An 18275-nucleotide genomic window follows, 5' to 3' on the forward strand; every position below is an offset into this window, starting at 1 on the left:
GGCAACTCCTCTCGATCGGTCGGTCCACGCAAGCCTGCATGTGCGGTCTCCACCGATACCCCGGTGTCCCCGACAGACCCTTCGGCACGGGCAGACTACCTGGTCTCTTACGGATCGAGGGGAGGGATGTCCGGTATGCGTAGTCCCACCAGGTGATATATGCGACGAGGGGGAGGTTGTCGACTGCGGCACTCGAACGATGCCGCGACAACCTCCCCCTCGGGGCGAGAAAGTTCCCTATCGGGTGGCGCTGAGCCGGGCCTTCTCCAGGGCAGCCAGGGTGCGCAGGACGGTGGCCTTCTGCTTCTCGAGGTCACCGCGGCGGGCGCGGGCGGCGAGGCCGGACTGCTCGGCGACGAGGGCGAGCTGCGCGTCGATCGCGGAGAGCTGGTCGAGCAGCGCGAGGGCGCGGTTCTGGATCTCGTCGACGTCGACGTCGACGGCGCCGGTGCGCACCGGCGCGGGGGCCGGCTCGGAGGCGGCGCGCTGCGACGGGCGCGACGAGGACGTGCGCGGCGTGGCGGTCCGGCGCGCCGGGGCGGTCTCGGCGACGACGGCGGCGGCGCGGGGGCGCAGGGCCTTGCGGACGAGGGCGGGGTCGGGCTGTTCGGCGAGCCGGATGTCGTTGAGGACGCGGCGTGAGTCGCGGGCGGCCTTGCGGTGCTCGTACTCCTCCTCGTCGTCCGACTGCAGGGTGCCGCCGATGGGACGCAGGCCGTACATGCCGACGAACTTGCGCGCCTCGTCGATGATCGACTCGTGCGTGCGGCAAGTGGCGCAACGGGGTTCGTTGCGGAACTCCTCGACGGAATCGGTGTCGCCGCACCAGACGCAGGCTCCCGGCCTCCACCGCCGGACGGTCTCGAGTTTCGCGTTTTCGGTGGGGGCCTCGAGGGTTTGAGCGTCGATCACGAGGAGCCACCTTAAGTCAAAGCCGGCCCGGTCGGTCGGGGGGGTCCTGCACGACCTGCGGCTGAGGGATGTGGGAGTGATGAAGATCATGTTAACCGTCGGCGTCCGGGCGGCAAAGTCTTGTGCCACACGACTTTCCATACCGATCGGTTTGCCGAGGGGGCTCGGAATCGACCGCGATGCGAACGCTTTTCAGGCGGCGGTGGCGGCGGTCAGCCACTCCACGAGCGGCCGGACGTCGCGCCACGCGGTGCGCACCTCGTCGAGGGTGCGCGGCGTGTCGAGCCACTCGGGCGACGGGTGCTCCCGCGCCGCGGTGAGGGACTTGTGCCGCAGCAGGTCGAGACGGGGGTGATCCTCCGCGACGCCGCGCGGACGGGTCTTCAGCCGTTCGCCACCGATCTCGTACCCGGCCCGGCGCAGCCGCCGCACGAGCGTCTCGAGCCGGGGACCGTGGCGCGAATCGTCCACGGTGGCACGGTATGCGGAGACCTGTGCGGACGAGCCCGCGTAGAAGCCGCCGGCGATCCGCAGCCCGGCGGCGTCGATCTGCACGTAGAACCCGACGCCGGGCCCGGTTTGCACGAATCCGCCCTGATGAGTCTTGTACGGCGACTTGTCCGCGCTGAAGCGGACGTCGCGATGCGGACGAAACGCCTTGCCCGGGCCGAACTCCGGTTCGAGTTCCGCGAGCAGGGCAAGCATCGGGCCGCGCACGCAGTCGTCATAGACGGCCTTGTGCGCGGCCCAGAACGGCTTGCTGTTGTCCGCCTCGAGGTCTTCGTAGAAGTCGAGGGCGGCAACGGGGAAGCCGGTGAACATGCCGGGTGTCCTTTCGGTCCGGTGACGGTCCGAAAGTACACCGCCTTCCGCGACTACGCGGAACCGTTGAACAGCGACGTCACCGAGCCGTTCTCGAACACCTCCTGGATGGTGCGCGCGAGCAGCGGCGCGATCGACAGGACGGTGAGCGTCGGGAACCGCTTCTCGTCGTCGATCGGCAGCGTGTTGGTGACGATCACCTCCTCGGCACCGCACGCGGCGAGGCGCTCGGAGGCGGGGTGCGAGAGCACGCCGTGGGTGGCGGCGATGACGACGTCGCCCGCGCCGGCCTCCTTCAGGATCTTCACGGCCCCGGCGATGGTGCCGCCGGTGTCGATCATGTCGTCGATGAGGATGCAGGTGCGGCCCTCGACCTCACCGACCACGCGGTTGGACTTGACCTGGTTCGGGACCAGCGGGTCGCGGGTCTTGTGGATGAACGCCAGCGGGGCGCCCCCGAGGGTGTCGGCCCACTTCTCGGCGACGCGGACGCGGCCGGAGTCGGGGGAGACCACGGCGATGTTCTCGACGCCGTACCTGTCGCGGATGTACTCGGCGAGCTGGCCCTGGGCGTGCATGTGGTCGACCGGTCCGTCGAAGAAGCCCTGGATCTGGTCGGTGTGCAGATCGACGGTGATGATGCGGTCCGCGCCGGCGGTCTTGAGCAGATCGGCGATCAGGCGGGCGGAGATGGGCTCACGGCCGCGGTGCTTCTTGTCCTGGCGGGCGTACGGGTAGAACGGCAGGACGGCGGTGATGCGCTTGGCCGAGCCTCGCTTGAGCGCATCGATCATGATGAGCTGTTCCATCACCCACTGGTTGAGCGGGAACGGGTGGCTCTGCAGCACGAACGCGTCGGAGCCGCGCACGGACTCCTCGAACCGCACGAAGATCTCGCCGTTGGCGAAGTCACGCGCGGTCTGCGGGGTGACCTGGACGTCGAGCTCCTTCGCCACCTGCTCGGCCAGCTCGGGGTGGGCCCGGCCGGAGAAGAGCATCAAGTTCTTCTGGTTGTCGATCCAATTGGAGGTCACTGGTCCTGGCCGTCCTTATGCCGTTCGATCTCTTGCTGCTGCCGTGCTGCAGACGCTGCCTCGGCCGCGGGGGTCCCGGGTCGGTTTCGCTGGACCCAGCCTTCAATATTGCGCTGTGGCGCACCCGACACCGCAAGCGCCCCCGGCGGAACGTTGCGGCGCAGGACCGTGCCGGCGCCGGTGTAAGCTCCGTCGCCGACCGTCACGGGGGCCACGAACATGGTGTCCGACCCGGTCCGGACGTGGGATCCGACGACCGTGCGCGACTTGTGCACGCCGTCGTAGTTGACGAACACGCTCGAGGCCCCGATGTTCGAGTACTCGCCGATGGTGGCGTCGCCGACGTAGGTCAGATGCGGCACCTTCGAGTGCGGCCCGATCTCGGCGTTCTTGGTCTCCACGAACGTGCCGATCTTGCCGGACTCGCCGAGGTCGGTGCCCGGCCGCAGGTAGGCGAACGGCCCGACGGTCGCGCCCTCGCCGATCACGGAGTCCGACCCGTGGGTGCGCACGACCGACGCCCCGGCGCCGATCCGCACGTTCGTCAGCGTGGTGTCCGGGCCGATCACCGCGTCCTCGTCGACCACGGTCCGGCCGTGCAGCTGCACCCCGGGGTGCAGGGTCACGTCCCGGGCGAGGACGACGTCGACGTCCACCCACGTGCTGGACGGGTCGATCACGGTCACACCCGCCCGCATCCAGTGCTCGAGGGTGCGCCGGTTCAACTGCGCGGCGAGCGCCGCGAGCTGCACCCGGTCGTTCGCGCCCGCGACCTTCATCGGGTCGGCGAGCTGGGCGGCGAACACCGGCAGGCCGTCCTCCCGGGCGATCGTGACGACGTCCGTCAGGTACAGCTCGCCCTGCGCATTGTGGGCCCGCAGCCGGGTCAGCGCGCTGCGGAGGAACTTCGCGTCGAAGGCGTAGATGCCGGCGTTGACCTCGTTGATGGCAGCCTGCTCGGCGTCGGTGTCGGTCTCCTCGACGATCTCGCGGATCTCGCCGTGGCCGTTCCGGACGATGCGGCCGTACCCGGTGGGATCGTCGGCGAGGAACGTCAGGACGGTCACCGCCGACTGCGCCGGTTCGGCGAGGTGCTCGGCTTCGAGAGCCTCGAGGGTGTGGCCGTCGAGCAGCGGGACATCGGCGTTGGTGACGACGACCACGCCGGAGAAGTCGCCGGGCAGCGCGTCGAGCCCGCACTGCACCGCGTGCCCGGTACCGAGCTGCCGGTCCTGGACCGCGATCGACACCTTGCGGTCGAGCGTCTCGGCGATCTCGGCGGTCGCGGCGGAAACCCGCTCGCGCTCGTGCCCGACGACCACCACCAGGTGGCTCGGGTCCAGCTCTGCGGCCGCGTGCAGCGAATGGGCGAGCATCGTGCGACCCCCGAGTGTGTGCAGCACCTTCGGGGTCTTGGATCGCATTCGCGTACCCGCTCCGGCCGCCAGAACGACAACTGCGGTCTGCACTTGCATGAAGCTCCCTCGACGTTCGACATGCGCAGGTTCGGCACCGGCAGGGGAGCTCGCCGGCCCCGACTGCCCCGCTCCGCCGCCAGGACTCGAACCTGAACTATCTGAACCAAAATCAGAGGTGCTGCCGATTACACCACGGCGGACTGCCGCATTCCCGGCGCCGACGCCCCGGTCATGCGTCTGTGATCCTCGCATGCCGCCACACCCGGAGTCGAACGCGGGGCCGGGCGCGTCGCCGCCACGGATAGGCTGATCGCAACCCGCCGCGCGTCGTCCTCGGTGTTTTCCGGTGGCACAGGGTCCGGCCGGGTGCCGGAAAGGATGTACACGTGTCGAAACCGTCGCAGAACCACGCCGACCGCAGCCCCCGGGTCCGGATGACCGGGACCCAGCGCCGGGAGCAGCTCATCGAGATCGGGCGGGCGATCTTCGCCGAGCGCGGCTACGAGGCGGCGTCGATCGAGGAGATCGCCCAGCGGGCCCAGGTCTCCAAGCCCGTGGTCTACGAGCACTTCGGCGGCAAGGAAGGCCTGTACGCCGTGGTCGTGGACCGGGAGATGTCGACCCTGATGTCGATGATCAGCGCGAGCCTGACGCAGAACCGCTCGCGCATCCGGGTCGAGCGGGTGGCGCTCGCCCTGCTCACCTACGTCGAGGAACGCACCGACGGCTTCCGCATCCTCGTGCGGGACTCCCCGGTCGCCGCGGAGGAGGGCACGTACTCGTCCCTGCTGAACGAGGCGGTGCGGCAGGTGGCGCACATCCTTGCCGGCGACTTCTCCCGCCGGGGCTTCGACCCGGACCTGGCCCCGCTGTATGCGCAGGCGCTGGTGGGCATGGTCGCGACGGCCGCCACGTGGTGGCTGGACGAGCGCAGCCCGTCGAAGGAGGTCGTGGCCGCCCACCTGGTGAACCTGTGCTGGAACGGCCTCACCCATCTGGAGGCGAATCCGCAGCTCGGGACCGACTGACCGGGCGATGCGAACTCCCGATCGCGCCCCTACCAGGTGGTATCGTTGCCCAGCCGACTCGACGAGTAATTGCGAGGTGATCGTGGTACCCAGCGGAGCGGCGATCGGCGCCGATCGTCCGGGTCGCCGGGCGGCGCCGAGCCCGCATCGAGGGGGATGAATGGCCCGGCAGGTTCGCGCCGAGGTGACGCGCGACTCCGTGTTGCGCGGCGCCGCGGAAGTGTTCATGAATCTCGGCTACGCCAACGCCAGCCTCAACGAGATCATCCAGCAGTCCGGTGTCACCAAGGGTGCGCTGTACTTCCACTTCGCCTCCAAGGAGGAGCTGGCCCGCGCGGTCATCGACGAGGGCTTCGCCCGGCTGGGTTCGGCCGGGCTGAGCGCGATCAGCGACCGGACCCCCGCCCTCGAGACCATGATCGAACTGTCGGTCCTCACGGTCGACGTGTCCCGCGCCGACCCGATCGTGCGCGCCATGTTCCGGCTGGTGATCGAGATCGGCGACTACCGCGGGTCCGGGGAAGGGGTCTTCGCGATCTGGCTCTCGACGGTGCAGGATCTCGCCAAGCGGGCCCTCGCGGAGGGCGACCTGAGCGAGGAGCTCGAACCGGACGCGGTGGGCCTGCTCGTGCTGCAGGCCCTGACCGGGGCTCGCGCGGTCGCGGCGGCACTGAATCGTCGGGACGAGCTCGTCGAGCACCTCGAGAACATGTGGCGCCTGCTGGTGCCCGCGCTCGTGCCCGCCGACAAGGTCGAGTACTTCCGGCAGTTCGTCTCGCGCCGGCTGCGGGTGTAGCCGGGCGATTGCGTTCGGTGCCTCCGCCTGACACGATCGCCGCCGTGACCCTGGGACCGTTCGACGCGGACGCGGCCGGTGCGGCACTTGCCCGCACCCTGGACGAGCTCGGCGCCGCCGCCGCCGTGACCATCACCCCGGTGCCGGCGATGCTCACCACCGCCCAGGCGGCGGACGTGCTCGGCGTCGGTCGCCGGCATGTGGGCCGCCTCGTCGACGACGGCACCCTGCCGTCCCGGTTTCGCGGCCTGCACCGCCGCATCCGCCGCGCCGACGTCCTCGCCTACGCCGAGCGGCGCGCCGAGACCCGGACCCGGGCCCTGGACACCGTCGCCGACCTGAGCCGCCGCGACGGCCTCTACGACGACGACTTCTAGGGGGAACGGTCGTGCCGATCCGAGCGGTACTCGACGCGCCGGCGCTGACGCCGCCACGCGTGCGCGACGTGCTGCTCGCCCTGGCCGAAGACACGCTGTTCCAGCCCTATTGGAGCGACGGCATCGTCGCCGAGGTGGAGCGGCGGCTGCCGTCGCACATGTCGCGCCCGGCGCGGGACTTCCTGTTCGCCGAACTCGAAACCGCCTTCCCCGAGGCCCGGGTGACCTGGCCGGCCACGGTGCTGCGGGAGGTGCCGTACATCAGCGATCCCCGCGACGCGCACCTGACCGCGGTGGCGCTGTTCGCGCAGGCCGACGTCGTCGTCACCACCGACGCCGGTCTCGCTCGCTCGCTCGAGCGGTCCGGGGTCGAGCCGCAGACGCCGGACGCGTTCGTCGCGTACGTGCTCGACGCCGAACCGCAGCGTTGCCGGCGCGTGCTGCTGCGGATGGCGCGACGGCGGTGGCTCGGGCCCGGCGAGGAGACCCCCGACGCCGCCCTGCAGACCCGGCTGGCCGCGTGGGCCCGTCGCGATCTCGGCGACAACAGCGCCGATCTGCTGGCCGCGGACCCGGTCCGACCGTGACCGGACGCCCCCGGTGGTCCTGGCAGCCCGAACCGGACACCGCATAGACTCGGACGGTCCTCTTCTCGAACCCAGGAGCGCCCTTCCCGTGTCCGACGTGTCCGTCACCCCCCTGTCCGGATTGGCGCGGATCGCGCTGGCCGACGCTCAGCTCGAACGTGTGGCCGCCCTCGCCGGGACCGCCGAACAGGCCCTGGTGGCCCCGCCGTCGGCCCGGCCGTTCGTCGCCGCCGCGCTCGCGGCGAAGACGCCGCTGCTCGTGGTGACCGCGACCGGCCGCGAGGCGGACGACCTGACGGCCGAACTGCACGAGATGCTCGGCGACGTCGTCGCGCAGTTCCCGTCGTGGGAGACGCTGCCGCACGAGCGGCTCTCGCCCAGCGCCGACACCGTCGGCCGCCGATTGCAGGTGCTGCGCCGGCTCGCCCACCCCGAGGACCGCGACTACGGCCCCGAGCTGCGGGTGATCGTCGCGACCGTGCGGTCGCTGGTGCAGCCGATGGCCCCGCGTCTGGGCGACATCGAGCCCGTCACCCTGCGGGTCGGCGCGGAGCACGACTTCGACGAGCTGATCGAGCGGCTCGTCGAGCTGGCCTACACCCGCGCCGACATGGTCGGCAAGCGCGGCGAGTTCGCGGTGCGCGGCGGCATCCTCGACGTCTTCCCGCCGACCGCGGACCATCCGGTGCGGGTCGAGTTCTGGGGCGACGAGGTCACCGAGCTGCGCCCGTTCTCCGTCGCCGACCAGCGGTCCATCCCAGAACTCGAGGTGGGCACCCTCATCGCCCCGCCCTGCCGGGAGCTGCTGCTCACCGAGCAGGTCAAGGAGCGCGCGGCCCGGCTGGCGCAGGACAACCCGGCCGATGCGGCGCTGGTGGAGATGCTCGACAAGATGGCCTCCGGCATTCCGGTCGAGGGCATGGAGGCGCTGCTGCCGGTGCTGCAGACGGGCGAGCTGCAGCTGTTGACCGACGTCGTGCCGGCCGGCACGCACGTGCTGCTGTGCGATCCGGAGAAGGTGCGCACCCGCGCGGCGGATCTGATGCGCACCGGTCAGGAGTTTCTCGAGGCGTCGTGGACCGCGGCCTCGCTCGGTGGTGCCGCGCCGCTGGACACCGCCAACATGAAGGGCGTGGACCTGGCCGCGTCGGCGTACCGGCCGCTGACCCAGGTGCGGCAGACGGCGGAGGCGGCGGGCCGGCCGTGGTGGACGCTGAGCCCGCTGGCGTCGGGCGCCGACACCGAGGTCGTGCTCGACGTGCAGCCGGCGCCGGAGGTGCGCGGCTCGGACGAGCTGCTGACGATGCTCTTCGCGAACCTGCGCGCGCACGTCACCACCGGCGGGCGGGCCGCGATCGTCGTCGCGGGCGCCGGCACCGGGCAGCGGGTGCTCGAGCGCCTGCAGGAGAACGACGTGCCCGCCGCGCGTCTCGATCCGGGCGCCGAGCCGGTGCGCGGCACGGTCGGGGTGCTGTGCGGCGCGCTGCACGACGGCGTGGTCCTGCCGGGCGACGGCGCGGACGTGCCCGGCCTGGTGCTCGTCACCGAGTCCGACCTCACGGGCAACCGGGTGACCGCCGCCGAGGGGCGCCGCACGCCGGTCAAGCGTCGCAACCAGGTCGACCCGCTGGCGCTCACCGCCGGGGACATGGTGGTCCACGACCAGCACGGCATCGGCCGTTTCGTCGAGATGGTGGAACGGACCGTGGGCGGTGCCCGCCGCGAGTACCTGGTCATCGAGTACGCCCCGAGCAAACGCGGGCAGCCGGGTGACCGGCTGTTCGTGCCGATGGAGTCCCTCGATCAGCTCTCCCGCTACGTCGGCGGCGAGATGCCCGCCCTGAGCAAGCTCGGCGGCTCCGACTGGGCCAACACGAAACGCAAGGCGCGCAAGGCTGTTCGTGAGATCGCCGGGGAGCTGGTGCAGCTGTACGCGGCGCGCCAGGCCGCGCCCGGGCACGCGTTCGCCCCGGACACCCCGTGGCAGAAGGAGATGGAGGACGCGTTCGCGTTCACCGAGACCCAGGATCAGCTCACCGTCATCTCCGAGGTCAAGGCCGACATGGAGAAGGCGGTCCCGATGGACCGCGTCGTCATCGGCGACGTCGGCTACGGCAAGACCGAGATCGCGGTGCGCGCCGCGTTCAAGGCCGTGCAGGACGGCAAGCAGGTCGCGGTGCTGGTGCCCACCACGCTGCTGGCGCAACAGCACCTGCAGACCTTCACGGAGCGGATGGCGTCGTTCCCCGTCACCGTCAAGGGCCTGAGCCGCTTCACCGATCCCGCCGAGTCGAAGGAGACGATCGCTGCCCTCGCCGACGGCGCGGTCGACATCGTCGTCGGCACCCACCGGCTGCTGCAGACCGGCGTGCGCTGGAAGGACCTCGGCCTCGTGATCGTGGACGAGGAGCAGCGATTCGGCGTCGAGCACAAGGAGCACATCAAGGCGCTGCGCACGCACGTCGACGTGCTGACCATGTCCGCGACGCCGATTCCGCGCACCCTGGAGATGAGCATGGCCGGCATCCGCGAGATGTCGACAATCCTCACCCCGCCCGAGGAGCGGCACCCGGTGCTCACCTACGTGGGCGCCTACGCAGACAAGCAGGTCGCCGCCGCCATCCGTCGCGAGCTGCTGCGCGACGGGCAGGTGTTCTACGTGCACAACCGGGTCAGCTCGATCGACAAGGCCGCCAAGCGGATTCGTGACCTCGTCCCCGAGGCGCGGGTGGCGGTCGCGCACGGGCAGATGAACGAGGACACCCTCGAGAAGACCGTGCAGGGCTTCTGGGAACGTCAGTACGACGTCCTGGTGTGCACCACCATCGTCGAAACGGGCCTGGACATCTCCAACGCCAACACCCTCATCGTCGAACGCGCCGATTCGCTCGGCCTGTCGCAGCTGCATCAGCTGCGCGGGCGCGTCGGCCGGTCCCGCGAGCGGGGTTACGCGTACTTCCTGTATCCGCCGGAGAAGCCGCTGACCGAGACGGCGTACGACCGGCTCGCCACGATCTCCCAGAACTCCGACCTCGGTGCGGGCATGGCCGTGGCCATGAAGGACCTCGAGATCCGCGGCGCGGGAAACGTGCTGGGCGCGGAGCAGTCCGGTCACGTCGCCGGCGTCGGGTTCGATCTGTACGTGCGGCTCGTCGGCGAGGCGGTGGAGGCCTTCCGGGCCGCCGCGGACGGCCGGCCCGTCGCCACGGAGGAGGCCGCCAAGGAGGTGCGCGTGGACCTGCCGGTCGACGCCCACATCCCGCCGGACTACGTGACCTCCGACCGGCTGCGGCTCGAGGCCTACCGCAAGCTCGCCGCGGCGCACGACGACGACGCGATCGCCGCGGTGGTCGAGGAACTCGTCGACCGCTACGGCCCGCTGCCCGAGGAGGTCGGCCGGCTGGTGTCGGTGGCCAAGCTGCGCCTGCTGTGCCGCGAGTACGCCCTCGAGGAGGTCGCGGTCTCCGGTACCCAGCTGAAGATCTCGCCGATGCATCTGCCGGATTCGAAGCAGATGCGGCTCAAGCGGCTCTACCCGGCGGCGCAGTACCGGGCCACGAGCGGCCTGGTGCAGCTGCCGTTGCCGCGGACCGGTGGGGTGGGCTCCGATCGGGTGCGCGACGTCGAGTTGCTGCAGTACATCGCGGACTTCCTGCTCGCCCTCGACGGTAAGGCGCAGGGTTCGGTGGACGTGCGCGTGCCGGCCGTCGCGAGCGTGTGACCGGGATTGTGAGGCGACTACAGTGACCGTGATTCTGCTCGATCCGTACCGGCCCGGATCGATTCCGATCGAGGCGGTTCCCCTGCTGGGCGGACGGCTGTCGTGCACCGACGACGTGCCCGGCTCGGTGCGCGAAATGCTTTGTGCCGAAGTGGGTTCCGCCAACGAAATACTGATCGCCGTCGATGCCGACCACGAGGCGGTGCAGGAACGGCTGCGGCGTGGTGAACGCCTGATCGCGGCTCCGCCGGTGCCGGGAGAGCGCCTCTTGCGTGCCGTCGACGTGATGGACCGGCTGTGGGGGTTCGGCGGCTGGGAGGTCACCCAGACGCACGATTCGTTGCGCCGCTACCTGCTCGAGGAGACCTACGAACTGCTCGACGCGATCGAGGAAGGTGACCCGCACGGCCTGCGCGAGGAACTCGGAGACCTGTTGCTCCAGGTGCTGTTCCACTCGCAGATTGCCCAGGAGTCCGGCACCAACCCGTTCACCGTCGACGATGTCGCCGACACGCTCGTCACCAAGCTCGCGTTGCGCAGCCCGCACCTGACCAACGGTCACACCGGCCCGATCGACGTGGCCGAGCAGGAGGCGGCGTGGGAGGCCGCCAAGGCGGTGGAGAAGGCGCGATCCTCCTGCCTGGACGGCATCGCGATGGCACAGCCGGCCCTCGCGCTCACCGAGAAGGTGATCGCCCGCGCCACGAAGGCCGGACTACCTGCGCACCTGATTCCCGGGGAGATGTGCGCGGTGCGGATCGACGGCACCAGCGGTGCGGAGGACGCGCTGCGTTCGGTGACCCTCGGATTCTCCGACGCGGTCCGTGCGGCCGAGTCCGCCGCACGGACCGCGGGGATACCGGACGGTGAGTTGGATGCAGAGGCGTGGATTCGGTACTGGCCTCGCTGAGGGCGTGATCGGACGGTGCGGTCGGGCCCGGGCAGGCGCTCGCTCACCGTGCGATGCGCGCAAGCGTGTGAACGCGACGGGTCAGCACGATCCGGTGATGCCGCACATACATTCGCCCGATCTCGCGCCGGGCTCTGCGGCGTTGGTGGTCATCCAGTTCGCACCGATCCAGCCATCGCATCGTCTCCAGGCACTGCAACGCGGTCGCGAAGTGAACCTGCCAGACCGGGACGTCCAATCTGCGCGCTAAAGCATAGGGCGACAGGGACGTCCAGTTCCGTCGTGCGAGCACCTCGGGCACGTGCCCCCACGGGCCCGCAAGCGCGAGCTTGGCCGCGAACACCTCGTCCTCGTGCAGCATGTTGCGCCGTTCGATGCCCAGGACCTTCTCGCGCCGGATCATGCCGTACAGCGGATCTACCAGCGGGTATCCGACATCGAGTAGTCGCAGCATCTCGGTGAAGCGCGTGATCGGGTCGTCCGAGCCGAGCGCGGTGCCGTCGTACGCAGAGGTCAGGTCCGCACCGTACGGTCTGGTATAGGCCATCCCGCTGGTCACGAGGATCAGCCGGTCGTCAGCGGCGAAGACGTCGAGCCCACGCGACACGCAGTACGGCTCGAGCCAGTCGTCGTCACCGATCCAGCGGAAGAATGTGCCGGTAGCCAACCGGAGAGCGGTGACGAAGTTGTCGAGCAGTCCGACGTTCACGGGATTGCGGTGATATACGATCCGACGGTCCTGGGCGGCGAGATCACGGCAGACGTCCTCGGTGCCGTCGGTGGAGTCGTTGTCGCAGATCACCAGTTCCAGGTTCTCGTGGTCCTGGGCGAGTACCGACTCGACCACCCGCTCGATCCGCTCGGCTCCGTTGCGGACCGGCAATCCGACCGATACCAGGGAGTCGGTGGAGTGCATCGGTTCACTCCCTTGCATGTCGGTGGTGCGACCGACCGGCGACATCGACCGGACGACCGCTCCAAGTCGTCTTCCGCATCGAATGGGCGGGGCGATCCTGCCGGCACTCAACGGTGCGTGTCCCGTTCCGCCTCATGGGATCGGGATCCGTTCGAGCCAGATCTCTCGCCAGAACGGCACGAATTCGCGCGGGCAACTGACGTTGTAACGGCCGGTGCAGACGACGTCTTCCAAGATGATGCAGGGGTTCTTCATGGTCAGCAGCTTGCCGGTCTTCTCGTCCAGGCATTTGGACACCCGTGCCTGGACGCGGGCGGTGCGGCCGCAGTACCAGGCCATTTCCTCTTCGAAACCCATCCCCCGATTGAGCAGGTTCTCGTCGAGGGTGGCCAGGATCTCCTCCTTCGACCTGATCCGGACCATCTCGCCCGGCTGCAGGTTCAGATGTGCAGTCGGCGTCCTGCCGACGACCTTGCCCTCGAGGAAGCCCCAGCGCAGACCGTCGCGGAACCGGAGCCGGCGTGGCGCGATCCGTCTACTGAGTCCCTGCAGTCGGTTGAAGAACGCGATGAGAAACGCCACGATCGACTCGACGGGGCTCACGTTGCCCGTCCGGGCATCCATCACATACTGGCCTAGATCGCGGAACGGCAGACAGGTCGGTGCGGCCCTGAGTAACTCGGTCGCCTGGCAGGAGTAGCGTGGTTCGCGGTCCGGGCCTGGCTCCTTACGTGTGTTGGTCTCCAACAACGTGAGGTCGATCGGACTGGACGCGGGCGCCGGCCCGGGCACACGCCTCAGCCAGGCTTCCTTCCAGTACAGAGAGCATGCGGTCTGGCAGCCCCCGTGCGACGCGCCGTTGCAGCGCGAGTCCGTCAGGTGTACTGCGTTCTCCATCCGGCGCATGCCACTGCCGCCAATGGTGTCGCACAGTTTGTGCGCGACCTTGTGCACCGTCAACTGCCGGCCGCAGAACTCGAGCATCTCAGGCATGAACGGCAGGTTCTCGAGTTCACCCCGCTCGTCGAGCGTTGCCATGATCTCTTTGGGGCTGCGGACTTCGACCACGTCACCGGCTCGCAAGCCCCGATCCGGCTCGTGGGTCGCCGATTGCGTCATCTTCTGCATCATTCCTCCACCGGGATGAGCGGTTGAAAATCGGGCAGTGTGCTCGATATCCGACACACTCTGCGTGCCGTTCGGCGGATCGAACAGTCACAGTATCGCGGAGTCGCCCGCTTCGTTCCGCCTTCCGTGGCCGGTGCTCGATCGCCGAGAGGGGGCTGGGATTCGTGCCGTTTGCGTCGGCTCGCCACACCGAGTCCAGCACCGGTTTGAATTGCCAGGGGCACGGTGGGTTCGATTCGGCCGTTGCGCATCGTTGCCTTCAACATCCCGGATCCAGTTCGGCCTTCACGTAGCCGGCGGTCTGATATACGTACTCGGAAACCCATTTCCAGGGCCACATCTCGACCGGGCTCGCAACCATGATCAATTCTCCGTCGAAACAGCGCTGCAGGATGAAACGGGCACGGGAGATGTGGGGTGTGAAAGTCACGACGATCACCCGTTTCCATCCGTTCTGCGTGGCCCTCCTGCGCAACTCTCGCGCTTCGCCTCGGGTTGTCGGCGGGTCCGGAAGGAAACAGTCGAGTTCGAATCCCGGATGGACCGTGCCGCACATTTCGCCGGCCCAGTTCGCGCCGGGCCCGTCGGGATAAGAGAGCACCACATTCGGTGCCCACCCCGCGGCACCGAGTTCGACGCCCAACATGTGGCGGCGCCAGTCCTCGCCGCCGAGAACAAATATTGCATCGGCAGGCCGCAACGGATCGGTCTGGGGCCGGACATAGACCGGAACACCGCCGATCGATGCCGCGATCATCGGTATGCAGATCGACATCACCCACAGGCGGACGCGGGACCATTTGCTGCGAAGCATCATTCACACTTTCTCCTTCGTGAACGAACCCGCGTCGGTTGCGGTCGGTTGCCGCCGAACGTCGCCTCGGCAGCGCGGACGGTCCCTCGGGCACCGGTCGTTCGGGTGGTTCATCGACGAGCACCATGATGAGTCGACGCCTCCGGTGGTGGACGCTCCGCCCCGTCGGCGGGCGATGCGGTCGATTCGGGCGGCGCGACCGACTGATCGACCCCGCCCCGGCCTATCACACGGCCCACCATACGGACGAGCTCCATCAGCTGGGAGCGGTGTGCGAAATGCAATACCGCGAGGCCGGCAGCGATCGATGCCGTCGCCCCGAACAGGAGTACGAGCGCATCGTGGCCGGGGATCGATATGGCCACGACCAGATACGCCGCAGCGACCCATACCGCTGTGTGGGCACCGGGAACCAGCGACACGATCTGGCTGCGGAGGGTCATGTGGAGAAGGTGCCGCCGGAGAAGCCACTCGACCGGAACGAGCAGCACGGTGGCCGCGGTGTAGCCGACGGCCACCGTCAACGGGCCCCAGGGTAGGCCGGCAACGATGCCGACGGTGGAGACCAGCGTCGTGAGCCAAGCATAGCGGAGATTGAGCGATGCCCGTCCGAGCCCGAGAACGATCGGGGTGGTCGAGGGCTGGTAGACAGCCTGTACGGCACCAGCCATGGCGAGGACTTGCACGATCGGAACGGCCGGCATCCACTGGGGGCCGAACAACAGAGAAACCAGCTGCGGTGCGGCGGCGGCCACGAGTGCCATGGCAGGGACGGTGAGTACGGCGAGGGTTCGTGTCGTCCGTGCCATTTCGGCGCGGAGCGCCGCAAGATCGTCGGAGAGGCGCGAGAACAACGGAAAGAGCACAGCTCCGACGGTTGTGCAAGCCAACTGGACGGGCAGCAGGAGCAACCGGTATGCCAGTCCATAGAATGCCAGCGCCTCTGCGCCCTGGAGTCGGCCGATCAACAGATTGTCGATGTTCCGGGAGACCGAGGTCGTCAGGAGACCGGCAGAGAACGCACGAACCGAGAACGGAGCGATTTCCCGCAGATACCGTAGATGCAGGTTCGGCCACCGGCCGGCGCCGACTGCAGTCAACATCACCACCAGAACGGCATCGGTGGCGACCATCTGCGCCACGAGTGCCCAGTAGCTGCCCCCGGACAGGGCAACAGCGGCTCCCAGGATTCCGCCGACCATCGCAGCCGATATGTCCGCGATGCCGATCTTGCGGAATTCCATGTTGCGCAGGAGTAATGCGCGCGGTGTGATCGCGGCGGAGCGAATGAGCAGTACGGGAGCAAGCACGACGAGGACGAGTGTCAGCTCGGGAGAGTCCATGAACGAGGCCCATACCGGCGCTATCGCGACGGTCAGGCCGGTCAGTACCAGGCCGACGACGAGATTGACTGTGACCACCGCCCCGGGCATGTTCGGTTCGACGTGCACTCGCTGGATCAAGGCGCTGGAGAAGCCTTGGTCCAGCAGCAGGCCGACCAATCCGATGTAGACGAGTGCCTGCGCCACAATGCCGAACGCGTCCGGACCGATGATTCGGGCCAGCAGAACCGTGAAGACGGTCCGGGACACTTCCCGTCCGATCACAGAGATACCACTCCATCGGATTCCCGAGGACAGAACATTGTCAGTCACGGCACCGCCGCCTCGAGGGCGCCGGGGGAACGCGGATGGGTGCCGCGGGCCGTGGGGGCCACCGACGGTGGGGACCGAGTGCCGAACCTGTCGTCACACGACTTCCATTCCGATCGGGACGGACTGGGCGTGAAGCTCTTCGATGATCCGAGCGGCGCCTTCGACGTCCTGCCCGAGGTGCCAGTAGGTGATCCCGAATCGCTCCCGCCACTCGAATAACTGCGCGGCACATTCCGCCGCCGTGCCGACGAGGATCGCCGGCGAGTTCGTCAATGCGTCGCCGGCAGCTTCGATGTGGGCCGCCCATGACGAACGGGGCACGGAACCGCTGGGCGTGTCGGTCACGCGGACGTGGTAGCAGCTGAATTGCAGGACGGGGCAATCCCGTTCCGCGGCATCGGCAGCGGCGCGGACTCTCTCGATCTTGGTCTCGATCCGAGCGGGCGCAAGGTCGGCGATCGCTGCTTCGTCGATCTTGTTACCGTGCATGTTCGGATGGATTCCGACGATGTCGGCGGCGCGTCCGGCCAACTCGAGCATCCGGGGCCCTCCGGCGCCGACGAGAATCGGCGGATTCGGTTGCTGTACGCACCGTGGAAGGGCTTCCATGTGGCCGATTCGATAGTGTTCTCCCTCGAAATCGACGAACTCGGCCGTGAAGTAGCGTCGCAACACCGTCAATGCTTCGTCCAGCCTCGCGATCCGCCGGCCGGTGGTGTCGAATCGGAGGCCGAGGGCCGCGTAGTCGTCCGGCTGCCAGCCGGCGCCGATCCCGACTTCGACTCGTCCGCCTGAGAGCACGTCGATCGTCGAGATGTCCTTGGCGAGCAACGCCGGGTGGTGAAGATCGTTCGGCAACACGAGGGACAGGACCCGTAACCGGGTGGTGCCGGCCGCGGCGTATGCCATGGCGACCAGTGGAGCAAGTTGCCAGCCGTGGCTGACGTGCTGGGAGACGGCTACCGTGTCGAACCCCAGGGATTCGAGCCGGCGCACGTCGGCGATCCATCCGGCGCCGTCGGCCCGGAGCCGAGGCATGGGCGCGATCATGCGCATCGCGGGAGGGGCTTGTCCGATCGAGCTCATGAACCGTCGACCTTCCATCGTCCGGCTAGTGCGGGGTACCTCCGATCGACTTCCGGTAGCAGATCCGGAAGTGTCAGCAGCACCCGGTCCGGCTCCGCTGCAACGAGTTCCTCCGGCGAGATGATCGGCAGGTCGGTGCCGGGCATTCGGCGCCCTTGTTTAGCCGGTGAGGCGTCGGCTACCGCGGCCACCAGCCTCCGGTCGACGGCCGCGAGGCTGAACAACGCCACCGCACGGGACGCCGCGCCATATGCGTACACGCGTTTGCCGGACCGGTATTCGTCCTCGAGCCAGGTGCGCAGTGAGCGCACATGGTCGTCGGCAGCACGTTGCAGTGAACCTACGGTGCCTGGATCGGTCATACCGGTTTCGTCGGCGAAGACCCTCCGCACCGATTCGTCCGGTTCGACCTGCCCGTGCATGGCCGCGACGAGGACCGTGCCGCCGTAGAGGTCGAACGTCCAGGCCGCCACCGGACCCATGCCGACGTCCTCGAGGAGGCGGTTCAGCGCCGTCATCGAGTAGTACGCGAAGTGGCCATGACGAAGCGCGTTCCACTGGCCCCGGCAGACGATGGTGGCCAGGGAATGGAACTGGACGAGCAGCACACCGTCCGGGGCTGTGGCAGCGGCTCGCTCGACCATGGCCTTCAACTGGTCCGGTTCGTGCATCAGGCCGAAACAGTCGAGCACGACGTCGCAGGTACCGTCGGCCACGGTGAAGCCACGCTCGACGAGCAGCGGAAGCCACGTCCCTCCGTGGGGACTGCCGAACTCCCGTACGGTCGAGCCCCGTAACCGCTCGGATCGAGCGACGCACCGTACCGCACACACGGCCTGTTCTCTCAGGGCCTGCGGTTCGACGCCGCGTGGCTCCTCGATGATCGTGTCGTCCTCGGCGAGTTGCGCGAGGCCGCACGTCGCACACAGATCCATGGCAAGGGGATGCGAGACCTCGTCGTCGCCGATGACGTCGTCGGCCGGGGGAAAGTGATCGGCGGCCGGCACCTTTCCGAGATCGAGTACTCGATCCAGATCGGGCATTCCGCACGCTCGGCACACACTCATGGGA

General features: G+C 68.7%; 16 protein-coding genes and 1 tRNA gene. 6 read left to right on the forward strand and 11 right to left on the reverse strand.

The genetic code is table 11. From position 1 onward, the window contains the following. Window positions 1-237: 237 nt before the first annotated feature. The 5 genes from G6039_RS01410 to G6039_RS01430 form a co-directional block, all read right to left on the reverse strand. Entirely contained in the window at window positions 238-912 is a 675-nt protein-coding gene (locus G6039_RS01410) for a hypothetical protein (protein WP_043800379.1), read from the reverse strand. 192 nt (window positions 913-1104) lie between these two features. Next, on the reverse strand, window positions 1105-1734 hold the full coding sequence (locus G6039_RS01415) for a DUF2461 domain-containing protein (RefSeq protein WP_029542126.1): 630 nt from the start codon (window positions 1732-1734) through the stop codon (window positions 1105-1107). Window positions 1735-1787: 53 nt separating this feature from the next. Continuing rightward, a complete protein-coding gene (locus G6039_RS01420; protein WP_006938895.1) occupies window positions 1788-2768 on the reverse strand; it encodes a ribose-phosphate diphosphokinase in 981 nt (326 codons plus the stop codon). Beyond that, a complete protein-coding gene (gene glmU, locus G6039_RS01425; RefSeq protein ID WP_029542129.1) occupies window positions 2765-4243 on the reverse strand; it encodes a bifunctional UDP-N-acetylglucosamine diphosphorylase/glucosamine-1-phosphate N-acetyltransferase GlmU in 1479 nt (492 codons plus the stop codon). The genes G6039_RS01420 and glmU overlap by 4 nt, the downstream gene beginning before the upstream one ends. Before the next feature lie 71 nt (window positions 4244-4314). Next, window positions 4315-4386: transfer RNA gene (locus G6039_RS01430), tRNA-Gln, on the reverse strand. Window positions 4387-4620: 234 nt separating this feature from the next. On the opposite strand from G6039_RS01430, the gene G6039_RS01435 reads away from it, so the two are divergent. The 6 genes from G6039_RS01435 to G6039_RS01460 all read left to right on the forward strand — a co-directional run bounded on the left by G6039_RS01435 (window position 4621) and on the right by G6039_RS01460 (window position 11605). Next, on the forward strand, window positions 4621-5214 hold the full coding sequence (locus G6039_RS01435; protein WP_037201479.1) for a TetR/AcrR family transcriptional regulator: 594 nt from the start codon (window positions 4621-4623) through the stop codon (window positions 5212-5214). A gap of 160 nt (window positions 5215-5374) precedes the next feature. After that, complete coding sequence (locus tag G6039_RS01440; protein ID WP_029542131.1) at window positions 5375-6010, forward strand: ScbR family autoregulator-binding transcription factor; 636 nt, start codon at window positions 5375-5377, stop codon at window positions 6008-6010. 44 nt (window positions 6011-6054) lie between these two features. Next, window positions 6055-6387, forward strand: a complete 333-nt coding sequence (locus G6039_RS01445; RefSeq protein WP_006938886.1) for a helix-turn-helix domain-containing protein — start codon at window positions 6055-6057, stop codon at window positions 6385-6387. An 11-nt stretch (window positions 6388-6398) separates the two neighbouring features. After that, window positions 6399-6974, forward strand: a complete 576-nt coding sequence (locus G6039_RS01450) for a PIN domain-containing protein (RefSeq protein WP_006938885.1) — start codon at window positions 6399-6401, stop codon at window positions 6972-6974. A gap of 88 nt (window positions 6975-7062) precedes the next feature. Next, on the forward strand, window positions 7063-10695 hold the full coding sequence (gene mfd / locus G6039_RS01455; RefSeq protein WP_029542134.1) for a transcription-repair coupling factor: 3633 nt from the start codon (window positions 7063-7065) through the stop codon (window positions 10693-10695). Between the two features lie 22 nt (window positions 10696-10717). After that, the gene (locus tag G6039_RS01460) at window positions 10718-11605 is read left to right on the forward strand and encodes a nucleoside triphosphate pyrophosphohydrolase (RefSeq protein WP_043800382.1); all 888 of its coding nucleotides are present in this window, start codon (window positions 10718-10720) and stop codon (window positions 11603-11605) included. A gap of 43 nt (window positions 11606-11648) precedes the next feature. Here G6039_RS01460 and G6039_RS01465 read toward each other — a convergent pair whose 3' ends face one another. The 6 genes from G6039_RS01465 to G6039_RS01490 form a co-directional block, all read right to left on the reverse strand. Next, window positions 11649-12521 (reverse strand): glycosyltransferase family 2 protein, encoded by an 873-nt coding sequence (locus tag G6039_RS01465; RefSeq protein ID WP_043800413.1) that lies wholly within the window; start codon window positions 12519-12521, stop codon window positions 11649-11651. 132 nt (window positions 12522-12653) lie between these two features. Then, window positions 12654-13652, reverse strand: coding sequence for a hypothetical protein (locus tag G6039_RS01470; RefSeq protein WP_196813320.1), 999 nt, complete (start codon window positions 13650-13652; stop codon window positions 12654-12656). A gap of 256 nt (window positions 13653-13908) precedes the next feature. Further along, on the reverse strand, window positions 13909-14466 hold the full coding sequence (locus G6039_RS01475) for a YdcF family protein (protein ID WP_308936536.1): 558 nt from the start codon (window positions 14464-14466) through the stop codon (window positions 13909-13911). A gap of 107 nt (window positions 14467-14573) precedes the next feature. Beyond that, the gene (locus tag G6039_RS01480; RefSeq protein WP_029542145.1) at window positions 14574-16070 is read right to left on the reverse strand and encodes a lipopolysaccharide biosynthesis protein; all 1497 of its coding nucleotides are present in this window, start codon (window positions 16068-16070) and stop codon (window positions 14574-14576) included. Between the two features lie 141 nt (window positions 16071-16211). Beyond that, the gene (locus G6039_RS01485; protein WP_080688574.1) at window positions 16212-17222 is read right to left on the reverse strand and encodes a TIGR03621 family F420-dependent LLM class oxidoreductase; all 1011 of its coding nucleotides are present in this window, start codon (window positions 17220-17222) and stop codon (window positions 16212-16214) included. Further along, window positions 17201-18271, reverse strand: coding sequence for a class I SAM-dependent methyltransferase (locus G6039_RS01490; protein WP_043800387.1), 1071 nt, complete (start codon window positions 18269-18271; stop codon window positions 17201-17203). Before G6039_RS01490 ends, G6039_RS01485 begins: the two co-directional genes overlap by 22 nt. Window positions 18272-18275 lie beyond the last annotated feature (4 nt).

Source organism: Rhodococcus aetherivorans (assembly GCF_011058165.1).
Lineage (GTDB): Bacteria > Actinomycetota > Actinomycetes > Mycobacteriales > Mycobacteriaceae > Rhodococcus > Rhodococcus aetherivorans.

What these genes read in the sequence shown, in the direction of transcription:
- G6039_RS01465 (WP_043800413.1), bottom strand. Translation starts at nt 12,521, where the DNA reads ATGCACTCCACCGACTCCCTGGTATCGGTCGGATTGCCGGTCCGCAAC.
- G6039_RS01490 (WP_043800387.1), bottom strand. Translation starts at nt 18,271, where the DNA reads ATGAGTGTGTGCCGAGCGTGCGGAATGCCCGATCTGGATCGAGTACTC.
- G6039_RS01435 (WP_037201479.1), top strand. Translation starts at nt 4,621, where the DNA reads ATGACCGGGACCCAGCGCCGGGAGCAGCTCATCGAGATCGGGCGGGCG.
- G6039_RS01475 (WP_308936536.1), bottom strand. Translation starts at nt 14,466, where the DNA reads ATGATGCTTCGCAGCAAATGGTCCCGCGTCCGCCTGTGGGTGATGTCG.
- glmU (WP_029542129.1), bottom strand. Translation starts at nt 4,243, where the DNA reads ATGCAAGTGCAGACCGCAGTTGTCGTTCTGGCGGCCGGAGCGGGTACG.
- G6039_RS01440 (WP_029542131.1), top strand. Translation starts at nt 5,375, where the DNA reads ATGGCCCGGCAGGTTCGCGCCGAGGTGACGCGCGACTCCGTGTTGCGC.
- G6039_RS01485 (WP_080688574.1), bottom strand. Translation starts at nt 17,222, where the DNA reads ATGGAAGGTCGACGGTTCATGAGCTCGATCGGACAAGCCCCTCCCGCG.
- G6039_RS01415 (WP_029542126.1), bottom strand. Translation starts at nt 1,734, where the DNA reads ATGTTCACCGGCTTCCCCGTTGCCGCCCTCGACTTCTACGAAGACCTC.
- G6039_RS01470 (WP_196813320.1), bottom strand. Translation starts at nt 13,652, where the DNA reads ATGATGCAGAAGATGACGCAATCGGCGACCCACGAGCCGGATCGGGGC.